This window comes from Pseudomonas sp. Seg1, from assembly GCF_018326005.1.
Classification (GTDB): Bacteria; Pseudomonadota; Gammaproteobacteria; order Pseudomonadales; family Pseudomonadaceae; genus Aquipseudomonas.
Window position 1 is genome coordinate 840,284 of the sequence record NZ_AP021903.1, and the last position, 24,717, is coordinate 865,000.

25 protein-coding genes (1 of these 25 running past the window's edge) are annotated in these 24,717 nt (G+C 60.3%); 8 read left to right on the forward strand and 17 right to left on the reverse strand.

What is annotated here, in order from left to right:
* Positions 1-101: 101 nt before the first annotated feature.
* Positions 102-485 (reverse strand): hypothetical protein, encoded by a 384-nt coding sequence (locus tag KI231_RS03545; protein WP_213027459.1) that lies wholly within the window; start codon positions 483-485, stop codon positions 102-104.
* A gap of 150 nt (positions 486-635) precedes the next feature.
* On the opposite strand from KI231_RS03545, the gene KI231_RS03550 reads away from it, so the two are divergent.
* Both KI231_RS03550 and KI231_RS03555 read left to right on the forward strand, forming a co-directional pair.
* Positions 636-833, forward strand: a complete 198-nt coding sequence (locus KI231_RS03550) for a cation transporter (protein WP_103306275.1) — start codon at positions 636-638, stop codon at positions 831-833.
* 212 nt (positions 834-1,045) lie between these two features.
* Positions 1,046-2,242 (forward strand): multidrug effflux MFS transporter, encoded by a 1,197-nt coding sequence (locus KI231_RS03555; protein WP_213027460.1) that lies wholly within the window; start codon positions 1,046-1,048, stop codon positions 2,240-2,242.
* A gap of 6 nt (positions 2,243-2,248) precedes the next feature.
* Here KI231_RS03555 and KI231_RS03560 read toward each other — a convergent pair whose 3' ends face one another.
* The 3 genes from KI231_RS03560 to KI231_RS03570 form a co-directional block, all read right to left on the reverse strand.
* Positions 2,249-2,422: a hypothetical protein gene (locus KI231_RS03560; protein WP_177431451.1), complete on the reverse strand. Its 174-nt coding sequence runs from the start codon at positions 2,420-2,422 to the stop codon at positions 2,249-2,251.
* A 153-nt stretch (positions 2,423-2,575) separates the two neighbouring features.
* A complete protein-coding gene (locus KI231_RS03565; protein WP_213027461.1) occupies positions 2,576-3,589 on the reverse strand; it encodes a zinc-binding alcohol dehydrogenase family protein in 1,014 nt (337 codons plus the stop codon).
* Between the two features lie 32 nt (positions 3,590-3,621).
* A complete protein-coding gene (locus tag KI231_RS03570) occupies positions 3,622-3,915 on the reverse strand; it encodes a putative quinol monooxygenase (RefSeq protein WP_103306272.1) in 294 nt (97 codons plus the stop codon).
* Between the two features lie 120 nt (positions 3,916-4,035).
* Between KI231_RS03570 and vimR the strand changes: the two genes are divergently transcribed.
* The 3 genes from vimR to KI231_RS03585 all read left to right on the forward strand — a co-directional run bounded on the left by vimR (position 4,036) and on the right by KI231_RS03585 (position 7,538).
* The gene (gene vimR / locus KI231_RS03575) at positions 4,036-4,965 is read left to right on the forward strand and encodes a transcription regulator VimR (protein ID WP_213027462.1); all 930 of its coding nucleotides are present in this window, start codon (positions 4,036-4,038) and stop codon (positions 4,963-4,965) included.
* 317 nt (positions 4,966-5,282) lie between these two features.
* Positions 5,283-6,014 carry an ArsR/SmtB family transcription factor gene (locus tag KI231_RS03580; RefSeq protein ID WP_103306270.1) on the forward strand — a complete coding sequence of 244 codons (732 nt, stop codon included), beginning with the start codon at positions 5,283-5,285 and terminating at the stop codon, positions 6,012-6,014.
* A gap of 141 nt (positions 6,015-6,155) precedes the next feature.
* Entirely contained in the window at positions 6,156-7,538 is a 1,383-nt protein-coding gene (locus KI231_RS03585; RefSeq protein WP_213027463.1) for an MFS transporter, read from the forward strand.
* 117 nt (positions 7,539-7,655) lie between these two features.
* On the opposite strand, the gene KI231_RS03590 is transcribed toward KI231_RS03585, so the two are convergent.
* From KI231_RS03590 to KI231_RS03600, 3 genes are all read right to left on the reverse strand, one after another.
* Positions 7,656-8,609, reverse strand: coding sequence for an adenosine deaminase (locus KI231_RS03590; protein WP_213027464.1), 954 nt, complete (start codon positions 8,607-8,609; stop codon positions 7,656-7,658).
* A gap of 80 nt (positions 8,610-8,689) precedes the next feature.
* Entirely contained in the window at positions 8,690-9,655 is a 966-nt protein-coding gene (locus KI231_RS03595) for a 2-oxoglutarate and iron-dependent oxygenase domain-containing protein (protein ID WP_213027465.1), read from the reverse strand.
* A gap of 159 nt (positions 9,656-9,814) precedes the next feature.
* Positions 9,815-10,888, reverse strand: coding sequence for a BMP family ABC transporter substrate-binding protein (locus KI231_RS03600; protein WP_213027466.1), 1,074 nt, complete (start codon positions 10,886-10,888; stop codon positions 9,815-9,817).
* 286 nt (positions 10,889-11,174) lie between these two features.
* On the opposite strand from KI231_RS03600, the gene KI231_RS03605 reads away from it, so the two are divergent.
* Positions 11,175-12,266, forward strand: a complete 1,092-nt coding sequence (locus KI231_RS03605) for a calcium:cation antiporter (protein ID WP_213027467.1) — start codon at positions 11,175-11,177, stop codon at positions 12,264-12,266.
* Between the two features lie 133 nt (positions 12,267-12,399).
* Here the strand turns inward: KI231_RS03605 and KI231_RS03610 are convergent, their stop codons facing one another.
* The 3 genes from KI231_RS03610 to KI231_RS03620 form a co-directional block, all read right to left on the reverse strand.
* On the reverse strand, positions 12,400-13,758 hold the full coding sequence (locus KI231_RS03610; RefSeq protein WP_213027468.1) for an 8-oxoguanine deaminase: 1,359 nt from the start codon (positions 13,756-13,758) through the stop codon (positions 12,400-12,402).
* Positions 13,759-14,010: 252 nt separating this feature from the next.
* Positions 14,011-14,697 carry an SDR family oxidoreductase gene (locus tag KI231_RS03615; protein ID WP_213027469.1) on the reverse strand — a complete coding sequence of 229 codons (687 nt, stop codon included), beginning with the start codon at positions 14,695-14,697 and terminating at the stop codon, positions 14,011-14,013.
* A gap of 24 nt (positions 14,698-14,721) precedes the next feature.
* Complete coding sequence (locus KI231_RS03620) at positions 14,722-15,072, reverse strand: MerR family transcriptional regulator (RefSeq protein ID WP_213027470.1); 351 nt, start codon at positions 15,070-15,072, stop codon at positions 14,722-14,724.
* Between the two features lie 83 nt (positions 15,073-15,155).
* On the opposite strand from KI231_RS03620, the gene KI231_RS03625 reads away from it, so the two are divergent.
* The gene (locus tag KI231_RS03625) at positions 15,156-15,578 is read left to right on the forward strand and encodes a hypothetical protein (RefSeq protein WP_213028735.1); all 423 of its coding nucleotides are present in this window, start codon (positions 15,156-15,158) and stop codon (positions 15,576-15,578) included.
* Positions 15,579-15,651: 73 nt separating this feature from the next.
* Here KI231_RS03625 and KI231_RS03630 read toward each other — a convergent pair whose 3' ends face one another.
* From KI231_RS03630 to KI231_RS03660, 7 genes are all read right to left on the reverse strand, one after another.
* Positions 15,652-16,578, reverse strand: a complete 927-nt coding sequence (locus KI231_RS03630; RefSeq protein WP_213027471.1) for an ABC transporter permease — start codon at positions 16,576-16,578, stop codon at positions 15,652-15,654.
* Entirely contained in the window at positions 16,578-17,684 is a 1,107-nt protein-coding gene (locus KI231_RS03635) for an ABC transporter permease (protein WP_213027472.1), read from the reverse strand. The genes KI231_RS03630 and KI231_RS03635 overlap by 1 nt, the downstream gene beginning before the upstream one ends.
* Before the next feature lie 14 nt (positions 17,685-17,698).
* The gene (locus KI231_RS03640) at positions 17,699-19,246 is read right to left on the reverse strand and encodes an ABC transporter ATP-binding protein (RefSeq protein ID WP_213027473.1); all 1,548 of its coding nucleotides are present in this window, start codon (positions 19,244-19,246) and stop codon (positions 17,699-17,701) included.
* Positions 19,247-19,797: 551 nt separating this feature from the next.
* On the reverse strand, positions 19,798-20,379 hold the full coding sequence (locus KI231_RS03645) for an IMPACT family protein (protein ID WP_103306258.1): 582 nt from the start codon (positions 20,377-20,379) through the stop codon (positions 19,798-19,800).
* A 7-nt stretch (positions 20,380-20,386) separates the two neighbouring features.
* Entirely contained in the window at positions 20,387-21,037 is a 651-nt protein-coding gene (locus KI231_RS03650; protein ID WP_103306257.1) for a TetR/AcrR family transcriptional regulator, read from the reverse strand.
* An 88-nt stretch (positions 21,038-21,125) separates the two neighbouring features.
* Complete coding sequence (locus KI231_RS03655; protein WP_103306256.1) at positions 21,126-22,514, reverse strand: uracil-xanthine permease family protein; 1,389 nt, start codon at positions 22,512-22,514, stop codon at positions 21,126-21,128.
* Positions 22,515-22,635: 121 nt separating this feature from the next.
* Positions 22,636-23,556 carry a LysR family transcriptional regulator gene (locus tag KI231_RS03660; protein ID WP_103306255.1) on the reverse strand — a complete coding sequence of 307 codons (921 nt, stop codon included), beginning with the start codon at positions 23,554-23,556 and terminating at the stop codon, positions 22,636-22,638.
* 138 nt (positions 23,557-23,694) lie between these two features.
* Here KI231_RS03660 and aptA point away from each other — a divergent pair, with 138 nt between their 5' ends.
* A protein-coding gene (gene aptA / locus KI231_RS03665; RefSeq protein ID WP_103306254.1) for an omega-aminotransferase AptA crosses the window boundary here: on the forward strand, positions 23,695-24,717 show its 5' portion. Its footprint extends 327 nt past the window's final position; 1,023 of the gene's 1,350 nt are visible here — the first part of the coding sequence; its start codon is at positions 23,695-23,697; its stop codon lies beyond the right edge, outside the window.

A 24,717-nucleotide genomic window follows, 5' to 3' on the forward strand; every position in this document is an offset into this window, starting at 1 on the left:
ACAGGATCAACCTTGCCATGCGGGCAAGGTCAAGCGCCAATCTTTGAGGCACCATCAATCAATGTGGGAGCGAGCAAGCCCGCTCCCACATGGGGATTTGCTTAGTAGCCGAGATCGGTGCGCTTCAAGTACATGCCTTCCTGGTTCATCGCGATTCGGAACTTCAGGATGTCGCCGGCATGCAGTTTGATCTCCTGCGAACCCGGCGCGAGCATGCCCGGGTTGCAGCCCGGCATTTGCCCCGGCAGCAGTTTAAGCCGTAGCGAGACATTGCCCGGCGGCAGATTGAATGAGGTGCTTTGCTCCTGAAACAGGCGCGCCGACAGTTGATCCTGAATGTAAACGCCGATCTCGCAGGACGTCGCTACTTCCAGGCGCTCGCGGGAAATGATCAGCACGCCATAATCCTCGCCGGCGGCTTGCACCTGAGGGATAGCGGCAAACAGGCCGAGGAAGCCAAACAGGCTGAAAGCTGACCAGCGCATGGCTGAATCTCCTGAATTTATGTCATTGATGCACGCAGCTTGGCCGAGCGCGGCGCCGATTGCCAGCCCGGCAGTTTATTCAAGAACTTGACCTTGCCATCGTGGCAAGCTCGAAACTGCCGGCAACCTCACTCAAAAGGAGTCATTTGCATGCAAGTGTTCAATGTTGAAGGCATGACCTGCGGTCACTGTGTCAAAGCCATCACCAACGCCTTACAGGCCAAGGATCCGGCGGCCAGTGTGCGCGTCGATCTGGCGGCCAAGGAAGTCGGCGTCGAAAGTGCGCTGAGTGCTGAGCAGGTCATCGAAGTCATCAGCGAAGAAGGCTACGCAGTGAAACTGGCCTGATACAAATCCCTGTGGCGAGGGAGTTTGCTCCTGCTGGACTGCGCAGCAGGCCCATTGTTTCTGGCCTGGATATAAATCGGGGCCGCTGCGCGCCCCAGCGGGAGCAAGTTGTGGTTTGTCAGATTTTTAATTGTTAGCGAGCTATCGGAATGTTCAAGGCGTTCGGGCGCGGCTAGACTGTCGGGCTGCCGACTTGCCAACCTGGATGCCTGATGAACTTCCGTACCATTCTGATTCTCGGTGCCTTGACTGCCTTCGGGCCGTTGGCCATCGACTTTTATCTGCCTGCCTTTCCGTCCATGGCGCTGGCGTTCGGCACCGACGAAAAACACGTGCAGATGACCCTGGCGGCGTATTTCCTCGGTTTGTCCATGGGGCAGCTGTTGTATGGCCCGGTCGCGGATCGCTTCGGGCGACGGATTCCTCTGCTCACCGGTCTGGCACTGTTCACGCTGGCCTCACTGGCCTGTGCCTATGCACCGAACCTGGACTGGCTGATCGGCGCACGCTTCGTGCAAGCGCTGGGCGGCTGTGCGGGCATGGTGATTGCGCGGGCGGTGGTCAGTGACAAATGCGATGCGGTGGGTTCGGCGAAAGTCTTCTCGCAGTTGATGCTGGTGATGGGCCTGGCACCGATTCTGGCACCGATGCTCGGCGGGCTGCTGGTCAACACCACAGGCTGGCAGTCGATCTTTCTGGTGCTGACCGGTTTCAGTGCGTTGGCGGGGCTCGCCGTTGCACTTGGCTTGCCGGAAAGCATGCCAGCGCATATGCCACGCCAACCATTGTCCGGCGCGTTGCGCCAATACGGGCGCTTGTTCAAGGATAAAGTCTTTCTTGGCCACGCCCTCACCGGCGGCATTGCCGTCGCCGGGATGTTTTCCTACATCGCCGGTTCACCTTTCGTCTTCATCAAACTCTATGGCGTGCCGGCCGAGCATTTCGGCTGGCTGTTCGGCACCAACGCGGCAGGTTTCATTCTGGTGGCGCAGGTCAATGCACGGCTGTTGGCCAAGCGCGGTCCGGCGTTTCTGCTGGCGCGTGCGGTGTGGGTGTATCTGTTGGCGGGGCTGACACTGCTGGCGGTCAGCGCGCTTCATACCGAAGCGTTGTGGCCGTTACTGATTCCGTTGTTCATCTGCATCGCCAGCCTCGGCTGCATCCTGCCCAACGCTGCGGCCTGCGCAATGAACGGCCAGGGGGCGCGGGCCGGCAGTGCGTCGGCGCTGATGGGCTGTCTGCAGTTCAGCGTGGCTTCCGGCGCTGCTTCGCTGGTGGGGATTCTGCACGACGGCAGCGCCATGCCGATGGCCATGGTCATCAGCCTGTGCGGTCTGCTGGTGGTATGCGTCGCGATGCTCACCCGGCGTTTGCAGAATGCCCGGGCGCTGGCGCAAGCGGCTGTCTGAGCAGACTCAGCCGGCGGCGCGCTGCTGGCTGCGGTCGGGAATCTGATGGGGCGCGCAAATTCGCGCTTCGAGGGTGCGAGTGAAGGCCAGGGCCTCGGCTTCACTGCGGAATGTCACGGCGTGTTGATCGAGTCGAACCTGCCATTGAGACTTTGCCACTTCTTTTATCAGGATCTTCATTGCTGACCTCCCTTGCGTAAAAGATGTATCGCAGAGGCTTCGATTCTAGTCCTGAATACGATCGCAATTGTGACAAAGGTCAAGCATCTGACTGACGGCAAAAAAACACCGCAGCCCGGGCAGGAACTGCCGCAGGCTGCGATCTTTTGATCTTCAGAAACTTTCTAAAACAATTTTCCCTTTGGCTTTACCGCTTTCGAGCAATTCGTGCGCCCGGCGCAGGTTGGCGGCATTAATCGTGCCGAAATGCTCGCCGACCGTGGTCTTCAAGGTCCCGGCATCGATCAGCTCGGCCACGCGGTTGAGCAGATGGTGCTGCTCGATCATGTCTGGCGTCTCGAACAGCGAACGGGTGTACATGAATTCCCAATGCAGCGACAGGCTCTTGCGCTTGAGCTTGCTCACGTCCAGTGACTTCGGATCGTCGATCAGCGCCAGTTTGCCTTGTGGCGCCAGGGCTTCGACCAGTTGATCCAAATGCTGATCGGTCTGGGTCAGGCTGGCGACGTGGGTTACGTTGGCGAGCCCCGCACGTTTCAGCTCTTCACTCAGCGGCTGACTGTGATCGATCACCAGATCCGCACCCAGTTCGCTGACCCAGTCGCGAGTCTGCGCCCGGGAGGCTGTGCCGATCACCTTGAGACCGGTCAATTGTTTTGCCAATTGGGTGAGGATCGAGCCGACACCACCGGCTGCGCCGACGATCAGCAGGCTCTGACCTTCGTCGGTCTGGCCTTCGCGGATTTGCAGGCGTTCGAATAGTAGCTCCCACGCAGTGATCGCGGTCAGCGGCAGGGCGGCGGCTTCAGCGAAACCGAGGGACTTGGGCATATGGCCGACGATTCGCTCATCGACGACGTGCAGTTCGCTGTTGCCGCCAGCACGGGCGATGGAACCTGCGTAAAAGACTTTATCCCCAGCCTTGAACAGCGTCACTTCGCTGCCGACGGCTTTGACCACACCGGCCACGTCCCAGCCCAGCACCTTCGCTGCGCCCGGTTCAGGCGCCACGTTCTGGCGCACCTTGGTGTCGACCGGATTGACCGAGATGGCTTTGACTTCCACCAGCAGATCGCGCGGGCCGGCGACCGGCTCCGGCAGTTCGATGTCTTGCAGGGAATCGGCGTCGCTGATGGGCAGGGAAGCGTAATAAGCAATGGCTTTCATGGTGGGCTCCGTACAAGTAAGGGAAGAAGGGCTCAGGCGATGCTGCCCAGACGTTTCAATTCGAAGTGTTCGATGCACTGCCCGGCAGTGGCCTGGAAGTTTTGAAAATGTGCGCTGGCGTTGTGCGCTTGCAGAATCGCTTCACTGGCCCAGTGTTCGATCACGTAGAAAACCCGTGGGTCGGCCAGGTCGCGGTGCAAGTCGTACTGACTGCAACCGTCCTCGGCACGGCTCGGTTCAACCAGTGCGCGCAACGCGTGTTCGAGAGTGTCCTGTTGGCCGGGTTTGGCGATCAGGGTGGCAATGGCGGTGAATGGCTGGGACATGTTCGGCTCCACAGAAGCGGGATGAATTCGATGGAGCAGATGATTGGCTATTTCTCCCCGAGATAAAACCGGCTAAAAGAGCAGTCTCTTTCAATATTTTTTTGATAATCGAGGCTGTAAATGCTGCGTTTCGATGACTTGCAGTTATTTGTCCGGGCGGCGGATCTGGGCAGCCTGTCGGCGGCGGCGCGGGTGATGGACATGTCCGCTGCGGTGGCCAGTGCGGCGTTGAAACGCATAGAGCAGCAACTCGGCGCGCGTTTGCTGGCGCGTTCGACGCGCAGTCTGCGGCTGACCGCGGAAGGCGAAGGCTTCCTCGAATACGCCCGGGCGGCATTGAGTCAGCTGGACGAAGGCCGGCGCCTGCTGGCCAGTGGGCAGGATCAGGTCAGCGGGGTCTTGCAACTGTCGGCACCGTCGGATTTTGGCCGCAACCTGCTGTTGCCGTGGCTCGACGAGTTTCAGCGCGAGCACCCGAAGCTGACCGTGCGTCTGTTGCTCGGCGACCGCATTGCCGACCTGTTCCGCCAGCCGGTGGACATTGCCCTGCGCTATGGCGAGCCGGAAGACTCCAGCCTGATCGCCTTGCCCATCGCCCCGCACAACCGCCGTGTGCTTTGCGCCTCGCCAGCCTATCTGGCGCGGCACGGTGAGCCGCGCCAGCTCGAACAACTGGCGCAGCACAATTGCCTGTTGTACATGCTCGGCAGCCGGGTTCATGACCACTGGAGCTTTCACGACGGCAAGCGCGAAGTCGGCTTGACGGTCAGTGGCGACCGCTTCAGCGATGATGCCGACGTGGTGCGGCTGTGGGCGCTGGCCGGGGCGGGAATCGCCTACAAATCCTGGCTCGACGTCGGCGCCGATGTGCTCGCCGGACGCCTCAAAGTGCTGTTGCCAGAGCTGCAATGTGAGCGCGCTCCGCTGAATCTGTTGTGCGCCCATCGCGCACAATTGAGTAAGCCGGTGAACCTGTTAAGGGAAATGCTCGCCAGCCGATGCGCTGATTTGAGTAGTCAATTTCCCGTTTTCCCAAAAGTTGATCATTAGTCGCAGGTAAATAGAGAAATTTCTGTCAGGAACAATCACCACCCGTGCAGGCTGCGAGGCGGGACGGAGCGTGCATCCCGCTTATACTAGCGCCCGCCTCATGCCAGTACCGAAACCCGGCCCGAACGCCGTCAATGCCGAGTTGCCCCTGTTTAATTGCGGGGTTCGCTGCGGTGGCGGGTTCTGCGCCGAAGCATGTTGCGTCAATGGCCTGCCTTGCCCCGGCTCAGGGCGTTTTTCGCGTCTTGGCCGCCGACCCATTACTGGTCAAGATGTCTCCGAGCAGTAGACGATACGATTCCACAGGGAGTGAATACATGGAACATGCACCTTGCATCAGCCAGATCGCCACGTTGCTGGCCGACCCCAAGCGCAGCGCGATGATGTGGGCGTTGATGGATGGCTCGGCGCGGCAGACCGAGGAGCTTGCGCTACTGGCAGGGCTGTCGCCGTCATCGGCCAGTGCGCATCTGGCACGGCTGGCCACCGGCGGTCTGTTGAAGGTCGAAGTCCGTGGTCGCAAACGGTTTTTCCGCCTCTCGGCGCCGGAGGTGGGGGCCGCGATAGAAGCACTGGCCAGCGCCACCATCGCCAGTGCTCCGCGGGAAATCGCCGAGGTGTTCAAGCGCACCACCCCCATGGCCAAACCTCAGTCGGCGCCGTCGTCGCTGTTGCGTGCACGCTTTTGCGATGACCACCTGGGGGGCACGCTGGCCGCCGATCTGTATCAGCGACTGCTCGACGCCGGCTGGATTGAACAGCTCGAACAGCGCGTAGTGGTGACCCACAAAGGTGCGAAGCAACTGGCCGGGCGCGGGGTGTTCATCCAGGCGCTGGCCCATCGCAACGTTCAAGTGGCCTGTGCATGCCCCGACTGGAGCGAGCGACGTCCGCACATGGGCGGCTCACTCGGCGCAGCGTTGTTGCAGTTATTCATGCAGTCCGGTTGGCTGACCCTGCCCAATGATTCACGAGCCCTGCAACTGACGGCCGCCGGCCAGCGCGAGCTGCATCGATTCGCCAAGGAAACCGAGCTGGAAATGGCGTAACAGACGCTGCGCAAGCGTCGCCTGTTACGCCATCAGTCCTGCTGGCGTCGTCTACGGTTGCGAACAGGTCGCATCCAGCACGAACGCCAAGGCACTATCGCGCACACTCGATCCGGGGATATTTCGGATGGGGGAGGCGATATGGATACTCAAGGCTTCAGCGCGGCAGAACGCCTGGAACGACTGCCGATCAGCGGTTATCACCGGATCATTTTCATCATCATCGCGCTGGCGTTTTTCTTCGACTCCATGGACCTGGCGATGATGACGTTCCTGCTCGGCTCGATCAAAGCCGAGTTCGGCCTGAGCAGCGCACAGGCAGGATTGCTCGCCAGTTCGAGCTTCTTCGGCATGGTGCTCGGTGCGTCGCTGTCCGGCATGCTCGCGGACCGCTTCGGGCGCAAACCGGTGTTTCAGTGGAGCATCGTCCTGTGGGGCGTGGCCAGTTACCTGTGCTCGACGGCGCAAACGGTCGAGGCGCTGACGCTGTTTCGAATTCTGCTGGGGATTGGCATGGGCATGGAGTTTCCCATTGCGCAGTCGATGCTCTCGGAGTTGATCCCGGCTCAGCGGCGTGGGCGTTATATCGCGTTGATGGATGGCTTCTGGCCGCTGGGTTTTGTTGCTGCCGGTGTGCTGTCGTACTTCCTGTTGCCGGTGATTGGCTGGCGCGACATCTTTCTGGTGTTGGCGGTGCCGGCGGTGTTCGTGTTGGCGATCCGTTTTTTCATCCCCGAATCACCGCGCTGGCTGGAACAGGCCGGGCGGCAGGAGGCGGCGGACAAGGTCCTCGACGGCATCGAACAGCGCGTACGCGCATCGCTCGGCGCTACCATGTTGCCCGCGCCGGTGCGGTTGCCCCGCACCGTGACGCCACCGGGCCATTTCTTCTCGGCGCTCAAGCAGATCTGGTCGCCACAGTATCGCCAGCGCACAACGATGATCTGGAGCCTGTGGTTCTTTGCGTTGTTGGGTTTTTACGGGCTGACCTCGTGGTTGAGTGCATTGCTGCAACAGTCGGGCTTCGCCGTGACCCAGTCGGTGTATTACACGGTGCTGATTTCGCTGGGCGGGATTCCCGGATTTTTGATGGCGGCGTGGCTGGTCGAGCGTTGGGGGCGCAAACCGGTGTGCATCGTCACCTTGCTCGGTGGCGGGGTGATGGCGTTTCTCTACGGGCAGAGCGCGGTGTTCGGCGGCAACGTTGCCCTGTTGATCGGCACGGGGCTGCTGATGCAGTTCTTCCTGTTCGGCATGTGGGCGGTGCTCTACACCTATACGCCAGAGTTGTATCCGACCTCGGCACGGGCGACGGGCTCGGGATTCGCCTCGGCGATCGGCCGTGTGGGTTCGCTGCTCGGGCCGTTGGTGACCGGGCTGGTGTTCCCGATTACCGGGCAGGGTGGGGTATTTGCGCTGGGGGCGCTGTGCTTTGCGATAGCGGCGGGGGTGGTGTGGCTGTTCGGGATGGAGACGCGGGGCAAGACGCTGGAAGAGCTGACTGAGCGCGAGATTTCCAGCTAAACATAACTCCTGTGGGAACGGGCTTGCCCGCGATGGCGGACCGTCAATCAACATTGATGTTGGAACTGATGGCCTCATCGCGGGCAAGCCCGCTCCCACAGTTTTTCGTATTGCTCTTTATGGTTTTACCAACCGCGCATCCAGGCTGTTCTGCGCCAGGCGCTTGGCCTGATCCTGGGTCATGCCCAGGTGTTCGTGCAGCGCATAAAAGTTCTCGGTGACATAACCACCGAAGTACGCCGGGTCATCGGAGTTCACCGTGACTTTCACGCCGCGCTCAAGCATGTCGAGAATGTTGTGCTGCGACATGTGATCGAACACGCAGAGTTTGGTGTTCGACAGCGGGCACACGGTCAGCGGGATTTGCTCGTCGATAATCCGCTGCATCAGACGCTCGTCTTCGATGGCGCGCACGCCATGGTCGATGCGCTGGATTTTCAGCAGGTCGATGGCTTCCCAGATGTACTCCGGCGGGCCCTCTTCACCGGCGTGAGCGACGGTCAGGAAGCCTTCGTGACGAGCGCGATCGAACACACGCTGGAACTTGCTCGGCGGGTGGCCCATCTCGGAACTGTCGAGGCCGACGGCAACAAAAGCGTCACGGAACGGCAGCGCCTGATCGAGGGTTTTCTGTGCTTCGTCTTCGCTGAGGTGGCGCAGGAAACTCAGGATCAAACCGCTGGTGATGCCCAGTTGCTGCTCGCCATCCTTCAGTGCGGCGGCGATGCCGTTGAGCACCACTTCGAACGGGATGCCACGGTCGGTGTGGGTCTGCGGATCGAAGAACGGTTCGGTGTGAATCACGTTCTGTTCTTTGCAGCGCAGCAGGTAAGCCCAGGTCAGGTCGTAGAAATCCTGCGAGGTGCGCAGCACGTCGGCGCCCTGGTAATACAGGTCGAGGAATTCCTGCAGGTTGTTGAAGGCATAGGCCTTGCGCAGGGTTTCGACGTCGTTCCACGGCAGGGCGATCTTGTTGCGTTCGGCCAGGGCGAACAACAGCTCGGGCTCCAGCGAGCCTTCCAGGTGCAGGTGCAGTTCAGCCTTGGGCAAGGCGTTGAGCCAGTCGTACATATTCTTTTCTCATCAGGTGCAATGACGGCATTCTACAGATGCTCGCCGAAACAATTGGCAAAACCTGACCAAGCGATCCATCACACTGCTTCCTGCTCACGACGATAAGCGTAGGTATCGGCGAAGCGCGACAGCAGGAACTCGGCGCAGGTGGTGGTCGGATATTTCGCCGGGTGCTGTGCGTCCTGACAACCGGGCAGGCATTCGATGCGCGTGTCCGGGTGTGGCTCGGCGAAGAACGGCATCGAGTAGCGATCCACCCCGAGCGGGCTGATCACTCGGTGCGGTGTCGAGCGATAACGGTCGTTGCTCCAGCGCGCCATCATGTCGCCGAGGTTGACCACGAAGGTGCCGTCGATGGGGGGCGCGTCGATCCATTCGCCCCGCACATTCTTCACCTGCAAGCCCCCGGCGCGGTCTTGATACAGCAGGGTGATGCAGCCGTAATCGGTGTGCGCGCCGGCGCCTTGCTGCTCAGCGGAACTGGCGGTGTGGCGGGGCGGGTAGTGGATCATGCGCAGCACGCTGACCGGCTCATTGAAGCGGGTGTCGAAAAAATCGCGTTCGATGCCCAGCGCAAGGGTCATGGCGCGCAGCAGGGTTTGCGCGAGGGCCTGCATGTCAAGGTAATGCTGCTCCATCAGCGCCTCCCACCCCGTTTGCGCAGGATGACGGTTTGGTCCGCGCAGCGGTTTTTCTGCGAGCACCTCGGGATGGCTGGCCGGCAGGTGCAGGCCCATGTCGAAGGTTTCTTTGAGGTCGCTGGGTTTGCTCGGGTCGAGTTGCTCCGTGGCGATCGCGCCGTAGCCGCGGTGGTGGCGAGTCTGGGTGATGTCGATCTTGAGTTTGTCGGCGACGGGCAGGGCGAAGAAACGTTGCGCGTGATCCAGCAGATCGGCGATGCGCTGGGCGGAGATCGGATGGCCCTTGATGTAGAAGAAGCCCCATTCGCGGCAGGCGCGGTCGATTTGCTCGGCGACGGCGGGCCAGGCGTTTTGGTTGTCGGAGTAGAGCGGGCTGATGTCGATGATCGGAAGCTGATCCATACAATTGTCCTGAAGAAACGTTAACTTGAGAACACTGAAAAACCCTGTGGGAGCTGGCTTGCCAGCGATGAGGCCATCACATTCAACATCATTGTTGCCTGTCAGACCGTCATCGCTGGCAAGCCAGCTCCCACAGGGTCGGTGTTTTTTTCGAGGGGATTACTTCGGCATCTCGGCCTTCATGCCTTCCACGTAATAGTTCATCGACGCCAGTTCCGCATTGGTCGCGCTCACACCTGCGGGGATTTTCTCGACACCGCTCTGATCCTTGATCGGCCCGGTAAATGGCTGCAACGCGCCGCTCTTGATGTCGGCAATGATCTGCTCGGCCTCGGCTTTCACCGGTGCCGGTACCAGATCGCTGATCGGCAATTCAACTGTGCCTTCCTTCAGTCCGCCCCAGTAATCCTGAGGTTTCCAGGTGTGGTCGATCACGCTTTGCGTCGCCTGGATGTAATGCGGCGCCCAGTCGTTGACGATCGAGGTCAGCACCGCTTTCGGGCCGAAGTGCGCCATGTCCGAGGCGTAACCCACGGCGTATACGCCACGGCGTTCTGCTGCCTGAATCGGCGCCGGGCTGTCGGTGTGCTGGAATACCACGTCGACACCCTGATCGATCAGCGCATTCGCGGCATCGGCCTCTTTGCCCGGATCGAACCAGGAATTGACCCACACCACTTTGATCTCGGTGCCCGGGTTGTATTTGTTCAGGGCCAGTTGAATGGCGTTGATGTCGCGGATCACTTCCGGGATCGGGAACGAGGCGACGTAGCCGATCTTTTTGGTCTTGGTCATTTTCGCGGCGAGGAAGCCACCGACGTAGCGGCCCTCATACGTGCGCGCCAGATAGGTGCCGAGGTTCTTGTCCTGCTTGTAGCCGGTGGCGTGTTCGAAAGTCACCTTGGGAAACTGCTTGGCAACTTTCACGGTCGGGTTCATGTAGCCGAAAGAGGTGGTGAAGATCAGGTCGTACTTGTCCTTGGCCATGTTGCGGATCACCCGCTCGGCGTCGGCGCCCTCGGCGACGTTTTCCACGTAGTTGGTGGTGATCTGATTGCCGAGTTTCTCCGCGAGTGCCTTGCGCCCCTGCTCATGCTGATACGTCCAGCCGTGGTCGCCGATCGGGCCGATATAGACGAAACCGACCTTCAGCGGATCGGCAGCGCTGGCGCTCAGGCTGATCCCCAGACCGATGGCGGCGCACAGCAGTTTGTGCAGCGGACGTATTTGCATGAATTGGAGCTCCATTTTGTTGTGTGTGCTCCGGGCCAATGCAAATTGCTGACCAACAGGACAACAAACCTTCCGCAACTGCGTAACGGCCATCGCGAGCAGGCTCACTCCTACATTTGGAACGCGTTCCCCTGTAGGAGTGAGCCTGCTCGCGATAACGCCCTCAAGGCCAATAAAAGTGCACTTGGCAAAGTCTCGCTATCAGTTGGTGCGCTAAGGTGTAACGAAACGTTAGCGCCGCCCCGCAGTCAGTAGCTCATTCGACTCTCTTGGCAAAAAGGCCGCCATGTTCTCAATCCTCAAGCAAGAAAGCTTTCTGCTACTGGCGGTCATTGCCGCGTGCGTCGCCTATCCGCTGGAGCACTGGATGCTGCACAGCGGCCAGATCGTTGCGCTGATCTCTGGCCTGCTGCTGATCGCCTTCATCGTCGCCGCGTCGATGCGCGTCGCCCATCACGCCGAACTGCTCGCGGAAAAGGTCGGCGACCCCTACGGCACGATGATCCTGACCCTCGCCGCGGTGCTGGTGGAAGTGGTGATCCTGGCGATCATGATGAGCAACGAGGCATCGGCGACGCTGGTGCGCGACACGATCTATTCGGCGGTGATGCTCGACATCAACGGTATCCTCGGCCTCGCCGCACTGATGGGCGGGATCAAACATGGCGAACAGTCCTACAACGACGATTCGGCGCGCAGCTACAGCGTGATGATCCTCACCGCGATGGGCGTGTCGATGGTGGTGCCGGAGTTTATTCCCGAGGCGAACTGGAAGATTTATTCAGCGTTCACCATCGGTGCGATGGTGGTGCTTTATGCGTTATTCCTGCGCATGCAGGTCGGCCCGCACAGTTACTTTTTCAGTTACAGCTACCCGGACAAACGCCGCAAGAAAGAGCCGGTGGAGGAGGAACCGAAACCGCTCAGCCTGGGCTGGTCGATCGGCATTCTGGTGTTCGGTGTCGTGGTAATTGGCGCACTCGCCGAAGTGATGTCCAAAACCCTCGATCTGGGCCTGGAAGGCACGGGCGCACCGCCGGTGATTACGGCGATTCTGGTGGCGGCGATTTCCGCAGCGCCGGAGATTCTGACCGCATTGCGCGCGGCGCTGGCCAACCGCATGCAGTCGGTGGTCAACATTGCGATGGGGGCGTCACTGTCGACGGTGATTTTGACCGTGCCGGTGATGGAGGCGATGGCGCTGTATACCGGCCAGCCGTTTCAGATGGCGATGACGCCGGTGCAGACAGTGATGATCTTCATTACCTTGATCGTCAGCGCGATCAATCTGAACGACGGCGAGACCAATGCCATTGAAGGCATGACGCATTTTGTGTTGTTTGCGACGTTCATCATGCTGTCGCTGCTGGGTCTCTGATAGCCACATTGATCGTTCCCACGCTCCGCGTGGGAATGCCGCCATGGACGCTCTGCGTACGCTGCTGGGACGCGGAGCGTCCCGAGATGCATTCCCACGCAGAGCGTGGGAACGATCAGATGGGGAGGGGGAATCAGGTACCGGCGATCAACTGGCGAGCCGCCTGGCTGTGATCGGCAATCAGGCCTTTGAGATCCAGTCCTTCAACCTGGCCATCAATCACCCGCCACTTGCCGCCAATCATCACCCGATCCGCACGGTCCGCACCGCACAGCAGCAGCGCCGAAATCGGATCATGGCTACCCGAGAACCGCAGCTCATCGAGCTTGAACAGCGCCAGATCCGCCTGCTTGCCCACCGCCAGTTCACCGATGTCGGTACGGCCCAACAGACTCGCCGAGCCCTTGGTCGCCCAGCCGAGTACGCGCTCCGGGGTGATCTTCTCGGCGCCATAACGCAGGCGCTGGATGTACAGGGCCTGACGCGCTTCAAGGATCATGTTCGAGGCATCGTTGGACGCCGAACCATCCACGCCCAGACCAAACAGGGCGCCAGCGTCGGTCAGATCGATGCTTGGGCAAATGCCGGAGGCCAGACGCATGTTCGAACTCGGGCAATGGCAGATACCGGTGCCGGCCTGGCCGAGGCGGGCGATTTCGTCCGGGTTGAAGTGGATGCCGTGAGCCAGCCAGGTGCGCGGGCCGAGCCAGCCGACACTGTCCAGATAATCGACGGTGCGCAGGCCGAAACGCTGCAGGCAGAAGTCTTCTTCGTCGAGGGTTTCAGCGAGGTGCGTATGCAGGCGCACGTCCAGTTTGTTCGCGAGTTCGGCGCTGGCCGACATGATTTCCGGGGTCACCGAGAACGGTGAGCATGGCGCCAGGGCGATCTGGATTTGCGCGCCATCGCCACGCTCGTGGTACTCGTGAATCAGGCGCTGACTGTCGTCGAGAATCACCTGACCTTCCTGCACGGTCTGCTGCGGTGGCAGGCCGCCGTCCTTCTCGCCGAGGCTCATCGAGCCACGAGTGAGCATGGCGCGCATACCCAGTTCGCGCACGGTTTCGACTTGCACGTCGATGGCGTTTTCCAGACCGTCCGGGAACAGGTAATGGTGGTCGGCGGCGGTTGTACAACCGGAGAGCAGCAATTCAGCCAAAGCCACTTTAGTGGCGAGGGCAAGTTTCTCGGGTGTCAGGCGCGCCCACACCGGGTACAGGGTTTTCAGCCACGGGAACAACGGCTGATTGACCACCGGCGCCCAAGCGCGAGTCAGGGTTTGATAGAAGTGATGGTGGGTGTTGATCAGGCCTGGCAGGATCACATGCTCACGGGCATCGAACACTTCATTGCACGGCGCGGACGGCTGTTGACCGGCAGCGAGCACTTCGACGATCACGCCGTCTTGCAGCACCAGACCGCCACGGGCATCAAGCGCGTTGGCCGTGAAAATGGCGAGGGGATTTTTTAACCAGGTACGGGTCGCGGGCATTTGCCGGCTCCTCTGAAAGTTGGGTTCAGGGTTGCCAGCTCAGTGATGCCCTGTCTGCTGATCCAGGGTCGCCGCGAAGGACGAGGTGCGCAGTTTCAAACAAATTGTTGCATCGGGCAAGCCCCACCCGACCGGACAACTCATATCCCTGTGGGAGCTGGCTTGCCAGCGATGGCGTCGGATCAGCACCTTATATGGCCACTGACACTCCGTCATCGCGGGCAAGCCCGGCTCCCACAGGATTTGGGTTGTTTACCAGGGAATGGTCTCACCCTTGTAATTCACAAAGTGATGCCCGCCCTTGCCGGTAAACGCATTCACCTGATCAATCAAACCGCGCGTGCTGGTTTCGACATCAATGTCGGCGCCTTCACCACCCATGTCGGTCTTCACCCAGCCCGGATGCAGCGACAGCACGGTGAGTTTCTGCTCGCCCAACTGGGTCACGAAACTGTTGGTCATCGAATTCAGTGCAGCCTTGCTTGCCTTGTACAACGCCAGTTCCGGCGCATCGGGCATGGTCACGCTACCGAGCACCGAACTCATGAACGCCAGCACGCCGCTGCCATCGCGGATCTGCCCGACAAAACGCTGGGCCAGATTGATCGGCGCCACGGCATTGGTGAAAAACAGTTGCCCGACTTCGGCCAGGGTCGCCCCGCCCGGTGTTTGTAGATCCGGACCTTTGACCCCGGCGTTGACGAACAGCAGGTCGAACGTTTGGCCCTTGAGTTGCTGACTCAGGGCGATGACCGCTTGCTGATCATCCATATCCAGCTTCTCGATGCGCACCTTGCCCAGCGCTTGCAGCGCCTCGGCCTTTTGCGGATTGCGCACGGTGGCCGTCACTTGCCAGCCGTCAGCCAGCAGGGTTTTCACCAGCCCGAGGCCCAAGCCACGGGAGGCGCCGATGATCAGTGCATTTTTTGCCTGGGACATGATGGGTTCCTTGAAAGTTACGGTTCACGGATTCAATGGACACGCCTGACCGAGCCGTAGTTGCAACTCCTGTCGGAGCGCGTCGAGTTCGCTCATGCGGGTTTCAATCAGTTGCAGTTTGTCGCGCAGCAACTGCGCCACGGCGTTTTCCGGATCGGGCGCTTTCCACAACGCGGCAACACTGTTGCCGATCTCGCTGAGGGTAAAGCCCAGCCGTTGCGCAGTCTTGATGTAGAGCACCAGTTGCACCATTTCCGGTGGATAGTCGCGATAACCGTTGGCGCTGCGTTGTGCCGCGATCAATCCGCGTTGCTCGTAGAAACGCAAAGTATCGCGGCTGACGGCGCTGGCCAGGGCTAATTCACCGATGCGCATGGGGGCTCTCAAAAGGTCTATTGACCCTGGAGCATACTCCAGGCTTTACCGTGCTTGCTCCTCAAATTTCTGGAGCATGGATGATGTGGACTTCAACGCAGTATCGAAACGTGGTGCGCGGCAGTGCCTGGTATGACCTGATCGTGACGGCGGCATTTGCCACGCCGTGGAGCTTTGCCGTTGTGCATGGTTTTTTGACCGCGCTGAATCTGCCGGGTGACTTGCCGGCATTCCAGCCTGTGCATGTGCTGATGGCGAATCTGCTGGGCTCAGTGGTTTGCGTGTGGGCGGTGCTGCGGATTCGTGATCCGCAGGCGCTTTATGGACGTTATGACGCGGTGGCGCGGTTTCTGTTTGCGGCTTGGCAGGGCTATGCGCTGCTCCATGGCGCCAGTTCATTGTTGGTGATCTTCTTGTTCTTTGAGCTGGCGTGGGGCGTTGCTCAAGTGTTGCCTGTTCGGGCCCCATCGCTGGCAAGCCAGCTCCCACAGGGATCTCGGATGTGAATGAGATATCAGCCACACCACAAAAACCTGTGGGAGCTGGCTTGCCAGCGATGGGGCCAGTGAGATCACCGCCCTAATGCCCTGATTGCCAAGGCTGCCCCAGCGACACCGGTGCATACAACCGAGTCCGAACCGCATCGCGTGACAACACCACCAACACCACAATCGTCGCCACATACGGCAGCATCGCCAACAGACTCGACGGAATCGCCAGCCCCAACCCCTGCGCCACCAGATGCAGGATGCTGGCGAGGCCGAACAGATACGCCCCGAGCAACAATCGCCACACCCGCCAACTGGCAAACACCACCAGTGCCAGCGCAATCCAGCCGCGCCCGGCGGTCATGTTTTCCGCCCACATCGGCGTATACGCCAGCGACAGATACGCCCCGGCCAACCCGGCCATCGCGCCGCCAAACAGCACCGCCAGTGTGCGCACCGTCAATACCGGCAAGCCCATCGCACTGGCCGCATCCGGATTTTCACCAACCGCTTGAATGATCAACCCGACACGGCTTTTGATGATCACCCACGCCACCAGTGCAAACAGCGCAAACGACAGATACACCAGCAGATCCTGAGCGAACAGCATCCGCCCGATCAGCGGGATGTCGCTCAAATACGGAATCGCCAACGGTTCAAACCCGGCCAAGGGTTTACCGACCCACGCCGCGCCAACGAAGGTCGACAGCCCTACACCAAAAATCGTCAGCGCCAGCCCGGTCGCGACCTGATTGGCATTGAACACCAGCGCCACCAAGGCAAACAGCGACGACAGCAACATCCCGGCAAGCATCGCCAGCAACACGCCAAGCCACAGGTTGCCGCTGTTCAGCGCCACGATAAAACCGATCACCGCGCCAAACAGCATCATTCCTTCCTGCCCGAGGTTGAGCACGCCGCTCTTCTCGCAGATCAGTTCGCCCAGCGCCACCAGCAACAGCGGCGTGCCGCAACGCACCATGGCGTAGAAAATATTGCTCAACAGATCGATATCCATCACAGCGCTCCGGCGGTTACGGCGGTGGTCGAAGTACGCCGTGTCCAGCGCAGGTTCAGGCGCGGCCGATAGAGGATCAGCACGTCACAGGCGAGCAGGAAAAACAGCATCATTCCCTGAAACAACTGGGTGATCGCTTGCGGCAGATTCAGACTCATCTGCGCGCTCTCGCCACCGATGTACAGCAGCGCCATCAACAGGCTCGAGAACAGAATCCCGAGCGGATTGAGTCGCCCGAGAAACGCCACGGTAATCGCCGCATAGCCATAACCCGGCGACACCTGCGGCACCAATTGGCCGATCGGTCCAGTCACTTCGCAGACACCCGCGAGCCCCGCCAAGCCGCCACTGATCAACAGCGCCAGCCAGATCAGGCGCTTCTCGCGAAAGCCGACAAACCCTGCCGCGCGCTTGTCCAGCCCGAGCACTTTGATCTGGAAACCGACAAAACTTTTCTGCAACAACACCCACACCGCAACCAGTGCAAGCAGGGCGAAATACACCCCGGCGTGCACGCGGCCATCCTCCAGCAACAACGGCAAACGGCTGGCGTCACCGAACATCGCCGATTCGGGAAAGTTGAACCCGGCCGGGTCTTTCAGCGGCCCATGCACGCAGAACAGCAGCAGGTTCAGCGCAATGTAATTGAGCATGATGCTGGTGAGGATTTCGTTGGCGTTGAAGCGCGTGCGCAACCACGCCGTCAGCCCGGCCCACGCCGCACCGGCGAAGGTGCCGGTGAGCAGAATCAACACCAGCGCCCAACGGCTTTGCATGTCGATGATGTTCACCGCCAGGGCACTGCCGGCCAATGCGCCGAGGAGTAATTGACCTTCGGCGCCGATGTTCCAGATGCGCGCCTGATAGGCCACCGCCAGACCGAGCGCGCAGAGCAGAATCGGCAGGGCTTTGACCAGCAATTCCGAGACGCCATACACGTCGCTGACCGGCGCAATCAGCAAGGTGTACAAGGTTTGCAGCGGATCATGGCCGAGGGCGATGAACAGCAGCGAACCGCAACCGAGCGTCAGCGCCGCCGCCAGCAACGGCGAGCACCAGAGCATCAGGCGCGATTGCTGGCCACGGGGTTCGAGGGAAAGCAGCATGGTTGAAAGCTCCGTTAAACCGTGGCGTGTTTTTGCGCGACGTCAAACTGACCGGCCATCCAGCCGCCAACGTCGCTCAATAAGGTGTCTGTGGTGTTTTGCAGTGCCGACAGCCTGCCGCCGCACAACGCGCCGAGGCGGTCGCTGATCTGGAACAGTTCGTCGAGGTCTTCCGAAATCACCAGAATCGCCGCGCCGGCATCGCGCAGCGCGATCAGTGCGCGGTGGATCGTGGCGGCGGCGCCGACGTCAACGCCCCAGGTCGGGTGCGCAGCGATCAGCAGTTGCGGTTGCTGAAGGATTTCCCGGCCGAGGATGAACTTCTGCAGGTTGCCGCCGGACAGACTGCGCGCGGCGGCTTGGGGGCCCGGGGTTTTCACGCCGAAGCGCTGAATGATTGTTTCGGCGAGGGCTTCGACTTTGCCGCGCTCGATCAAGCCATTGCTGACCAGTCCTTGCTGGAAAGCGGTAAGCAGGGCGTTGTCCGCCAGACTCAATTCCGGTACCGCGCCGTGCCCCAGTCGCTCGGCGGGTACGAATGCCAGACCGAGTTTGCGTCGCGCATCGGGGCGTAAATCACCGACGTTTTTTTCGCCGAATCGAATGGTCGCAGCCTCGGCACGGGGCAGGGTTTGTTCGCCACTGAGCAGCGCGAGCAATTCATCCTGACCATTACCAGCGACCCCGGCGATGCCGACGATTTCACCGCTGCGTACTTGCAAGTCGACAGCCGTCAGCGAGCAGCCGAATGGGTCGGGGTTGTGCCAACTCAAGCCACTGACCTGCAAAAACGCCGCGCCACCGCCGACCTTCGGATAGTCGCCAATCAGCGCCGCCGCTTCGCCGACCATCAACTGCGCCAACTGTTGATCCGAGCACTCGGCCGGCGCGCAATGCCCGGCCACGCGCCCACCGCGCAATACCGTGGCGCTATGGCACAAGGCGCGCACCTCAGCGAGTTTGTGGCTGATAAACAGAATGCTGCAGCCCTCGGCGGCGAGACGGCGCAAGGTAACGAACAACTCGTCGGCTTCCTGTGGCGTCAGCACCGAAGTGGGTTCATCGAGGATCAGCAGGCGGATGTCCTGCATCAGGCAACGAATGATTTCCACCCGTTGCCGCTCGCCGATCGACAGGCTGTGGACAAGTCGCTCAGGTTCCAGAGCCATGCCGTAGCGGCGCGAGACTTCACGAATTTTCGGTTCCAGCTGCTTCGGCGTTCCGGCCTTGGCGCCCATCGCGAGCGCAATGTTTTGCGCAACGCTGAGCGTTTCGAACAGTGAAAAATGCTGGAACACCATACCGATGCCCAACTGCCGTGCCTGCGCCGGATTGCGGATAGTCACCCGTTGGCCCTGCCAGAGCATCTCCCCCGCATCGGCCTGGGTGACGCCGTAGATGATCTTCATCAGCGTGCTTTTGCCCGCGCCGTTCTCGCCGAGCAGGGCGTGGATTTCCCCGGGTGCGATGCTCAGGTCGATGGCGTCATTGGCCAGGCAACCGGGGTAGCGTTTGCTGATATGGCGCAGTTGCAGGCGCGGGGTTGAATCGGCGATGGGCATGGCAGGCTCGACTGGCTTGGAGTTATGCCTGTGGATAAAGCAATTTCCTGGCCATTGAGTCAGGAACCTGTGCAGTGCCTGCTCGCAAGGGCTGAACACAGAGCTTCGCAGCCGGAATCGAGCTGATTCATGGCACCAATTCGGCGCAAAGCCATTGAGCAGGCTCCAGTTTTGCCCGTCGGCCATTGATCAAAAAACGAACAAACCGGTGGGGCCTATGCAATACCTGCGACTGCGCCAGCCATGAACGGGTTATCCACAGGTTGTTCCACAGTTATTGTGCGCAAGCGGAAAACCCGGGCATAAGCACTGGGGTGCTTTCTTCTAATGGTGATAAACACGGCTAACTGGTTGTTTTTGCGTGGGATTTGCATTTCGTCTGGCGAATTGAGCGAAAAGTGAGCAATGCCCGCAAACCCGCGTGACAGAAGGGTTACAGCGGAATGTACTCAGGTTATCCACAGTCGGGTGCACAGCAGATGTGGGCAACTCGGTGGAATAAGGGATATGGGCTGTGCCCTAAAAGATCGCAGCCTTCTTTTTATCTTGCTTCACCGCTGCAAGAGAATCCGCCCACGGCTGAGATCGGCCAATTGGCTCTGCAACAAATCAATCTGCGCTTCGCCCACCGCCAACTGCAACTCCACGCCATTGGCGGTGAAATTTTCTTCCACCACCAACCCGCCGAGATCCGCCACGCGCAATTTCACCAGCGCCAATTCGGCAAACGCGCAGGCACAACGCAGTGGCACACGGCTGATCAACTCGACTTTCGCCGCCGTTTGCAGGCACTTGTTCGCGCCACCGCCGTAGGCCCGAGCCAATCCGCCGGTGCCCAGTTGAATGCCGCCATACCAGCGAATCACCAGCACCGCGACCTGATCGCAATCCTGCGCTTCAATCGCAGCCAGTATCGGTCGCCCGGCCGTGCCGCCGGGTTCACCGTCATCATTGCTGCGATATTGATCGCCGAGTTTCCACGCCCAGCAATTGTGCGAGGCGTTCAAGTCGCTGTGTTGCTCGAAGAACGCCTGCGCATCGGCGGGGCTGCCAATCGGCGTGGCGTAGGTGATAAAGCGGCTTTTGCGAATCTCTTCGCGGTACTCGCAAAAACCGCTGAGGGTGAAAGGCATAAACGTCTTAAATAGAAGGGGTGAGGCCGCAGCCTTTGAGAATGATGCGGATCAGGTTGTTGCCGGCGTCTTCCATGTCCTGCTTGGTCAACTTGCTGCGCCCGCTGACGCGGCAGATCTGCGTGGCGAAGTCGGCGTAATGCTGGGTGCTGCCCCACAACAGGAAGATCAGGTGCACCGGATCGACCGGGTCCATTTTGCCCGCATCGATCCACGCCTGAAACACCGCCGCGCGGCCCTGGAACCAGGTGCGGTAGTCCTGATTGAAATATTCGCTCAGGCATTCGCCACCGCTGATCACTTCCATCGCGAAGATGCGCGAGGCTTGCGGCTGACGGCGGGAGAATTCCATTTTTGCGCGGATGTAGCGGGTCAGCGCTTCGGCCGGATCGTCCTCGGCGGTGAGGGTGTTGAAGGTGCTGTCCCACAGCTCGATGATGTTGCTCAGCACCGCGACGTACAAACCCAGCTTGTTGGTGAAGTAGTAATGCAGGTTCGCCTTGGGCAACCCGGCATTCTGGGCGATGGTGTTCATGCTGGTGCCTTTGTACCCGTGACGGGCGAACTCGTCTTCGGCGGCTTTGAGGATGGTCTCTTCGTTCTTCTGACGAATGCGGCTGGCGGGCTTGCCGCCGTGAGCGGGGACTTCAAAGGTCATAGGCACTTCCGGGTTTGTCTGTGGGTGCAACCAATTGCGTTGATAGCGCACCCACAGGCATCCGACAAGCCCTGAAGCGATAAAACCGTTACGCCTGTTCGATCTTGTTCAGTGGTGCATGTACTTCGGCAGACCCGGTTTTGGCCTCCGGCAACAACAGACAAAGGATGATTGCGGTCAGCCCGCCGCTGGTAATCGCTGAATCGAACAGGTTCTGCACAAGCTTTGGCAGCAAGTGCAAGAGGTTCGGTTGCGCGGCGATGCCCAAGCCGACGCCGAACGACGTGGCGATGATCAGCATGCTGCGCCGATCCAGTGGCGACTGCGCGAGGATGCGTACGCCGGCAGCAGCGACGGCGCCGAACATCACCAATGTCGCGCCGCCGAGCACCGGTTTCGGAATCTGTTGCAACACCGCGCCGATCATCGGGAACAGTCCAAGGCAAAACAGGATCGCGCCGATGTACAACCCGACGTAGCGGCTGGCAACGCCGGTCAACTGGATCACGCCGTTGTTCTGCGCAAAGGTTGTGTTGGGAAAGGCGCTGAAGGTCGCGGCGATCATGCAGCTCACGCCATCACCGAGCACCCCGCCACGCAGGCGACTTATATAAGAAGGGCCGCTGATCGGTTGCCGGGCGAGCATGCAGTTGGCGGTGAGGTCGCCGACGGTTTCGATGGTGCTGATCAGATAAATCAGCGCGACGGGCAGGAAAGCCGTCCAGTCGAAGCTGAATCCGAACTTGAATGGTGTAGGAAGGCTTACCAGCGGCAAGTCGGGCAATGGCTGCGGCACCAGTTTGCCACTGAACCACGCCGCCAGGCTGCCGAGCACCAAACCGATGATGATTGCTGACAAGCGCACCCATGGCGTGTTCGAGCGGTTGAGCAGAATGATCGTCAGCAACACAAATACACCCAGCGCCAGATTGCCCGGCGCGCCGAAGTCCGGCGCATTGAAACCGCCGCCCAGATCGGTGATGCCGACCTTGATCAGACTGATGCCGATCAGCGTGATGACAATCCCGGTCACCAGTGGGGTAACCACCCGGCGCAACTGGCCAATGAAACGACTGAGGACGATCTGCACGAGCGCGCCGAAAAAGCACACGCCGAAGATCATCGCCAGAATGTCCTCCGGGCTACCGCCACGCTGCTTGACCAGAAACCCCGCCGACAGCACCGCACCGAGGAAGGCAAAACTGGTGCCTTGTAAACAGATCATCCCGGCGCCAATGCCGAACGGCCTACGCGCCTGAATAAACGTGCCGACGCCCGAAACCATCAAGGCCATGCTGATCAGGTAGGGCAGGTGTGCGGTCAAACCGAGCGCCGAGCCGATCACCAGGGGCGGGGTGATGATGCCGACAAAACTGGCGAGCACGTGTTGCAGCGCCGCGAGGATCGCGGCGAGCGGTTTGGGGCGATCGTTGAGGCCGTAGATCAAATCGCTGGACGGTGCGGAATCTGGCTGCATGGGCTTGGGCTTCTTGTTGATGGATCGAGATTGATCCTGCTTTGCAAAAAGCTGTCCACTTGCTCAGGTTATTGTCTGAGCGTCCCGCCAGAGCCCAATATGGCTGGGCCTTTGAAGATTTTCACCGCGTCGCCGCCAGACTCTCCAGAAAGCTTTCAAGCACCAAATGTGGGCGGCGACCCTTGCGCGTGACCGATGCGAGGCTCAGATCATAAAAACGCGTGTTCGCCTTCAGCGCACGCAAGCGCCCCTGCTGCACCCAAAGGCTGGCGTAGTGATCCGGCAAATAACCGATATAACGCCCAGTCAGAATCAGAAACGCCATGCCCTCACGGTCCGAGGCACTGGCGGTGCAATTGAGCGCCTGGTAATGCGCCTGAATATCCGCCGGCAAACGAAACGTCGGGGCAATCGCGTCCTGACTGTTAAGGCGCTCGTCATCGAGTTGCTTGTCATCGACATAAAACAGCGGATGCCCGACCGCGCAATACAGCAGTGAGCGCTCGCTATACAGCGGCTGATATTCCAGCCCCGACAATGCGCTGGCCTGCGGCACCACACCAACATGCAAGCGACCATCAAGCACACCTTGTTCGACTTCGTTGGGCGCGATCATGCGGATCTGAATCTGCACATCCGGCCCGCGCTCCTTCAACTGGGCGAGGGCGTGGGTGATGCGCATGTGCGGCAGCGTGACCAGATTATCGGTCAGGCCGATGATCAACTCGCCACGCAAATGCTGGTGCAGGCCATTGACCTCGGTGCGAAAGCTTTCCAGCGCACTTAATAGCTGCAACGCCGATTGATAAACCTCGCGGCCTTCTTCGGTCAACGAAAAACCGGCGCGACCACGCTGACACAAACGCAATCCGAGTCGTTGCTCGAGATCGCTCATCTGCTGGCTGATCGCCGAACGACCGATGCCGAGCACGGTTTCCGCCGCCGAAAACCCGCCGCATTCCACCACACTGCGAAAAATCCGCAGCAGGCGGATATCAAAGTCACTGACCTGGGCCAGCGGATCGGGGCGGCGGCTGCTCATGTTTTTATTCTCAATGTTTAGCAGGGTTCTAACTGAAGGTTAGAAGAGTTGAATTTCACCGACTTTATCGCCGTGGCAATTTAGCTGCAACAACGCTTTCCATCTCCCTGAAGCTTATGCCCTGCGAGGTTTTGCCCGATGAACATGCCTGAAAACGCACAGTCGCCACTGGCCAGCCAACTGAAGCTGGACGCGCACTGGATGCCGTACACCGCCAACCGCAACTTTCAGCGCGACCCGCGTCTGATCGTTGGCGCGGAAGGCAGCTGGCTGATCGACGACAAGGGCCGCAAGGTGTACGACTCGCTGTCGGGTCTGTGGACCTGCGGCGCCGGGCACACCCGCAAGGAAATTCAGGAAGCGGTATCGAAACAACTCGGCACGCTGGATTACTCGCCGGGCTTCCAGTACGGCCATCCGCTGTCGTTCCAACTGGCGGAGAAAATCACTGACCTGACCCCGGGCAACCTGAACCATGTGTTCTTCACCGATTCCGGTTCCGAGTGCGCCGACACCGCGGTGAAAATGGTGCGTGCCTACTGGCGCCTGAAAGGTCAGGCGACCAAAACCAAAATGATCGGCCGCGCCCGTGGCTACCACGGCGTGAACATCGCCGGCACCAGCCTCGGCGGCGTCAACGGCAACCGCAAGCTGTTTGGTCAGGCGATGATGGATGTCGATCACCTGCCGCACACCTTGCTGGCGAGCAATGCGTTCTCTCGTGGCATGCCGGAGCAGGGCGGTATCGCCCTGGCCGATGAGTTGCTGAAGCTGATCGAACTGCACGACGCGTCGAACATCGCGGCGGTGTTCGTTGAACCAATGGCCGGCTCCGCTGGCGTTCTGGTTCCGCCACAGGGTTACCTGAAACGTCTGCGCGAGATCTGCGATCAGCACAACATCCTGCTGGTGTTCGACGAAGTGATCACCGGTTTCGGCCGTACCGGTTCGATGTTCGGCGCCGACAGTTTCGGTGTGACCCCGGACCTGATGTGCATCGCCAAGCAAGTCACCAACGGCGCGATCCCGATGGGCGCAGTGATTGCCAGCTCTGAGATCTACCAGACTTTCATGAATCAGCCGACCCCGGAATACGCTGTGGAATTCCCCCACGGTTACACCTACTCGGCACACCCGGTGGCATGCGCCGCTGGCCTGGCG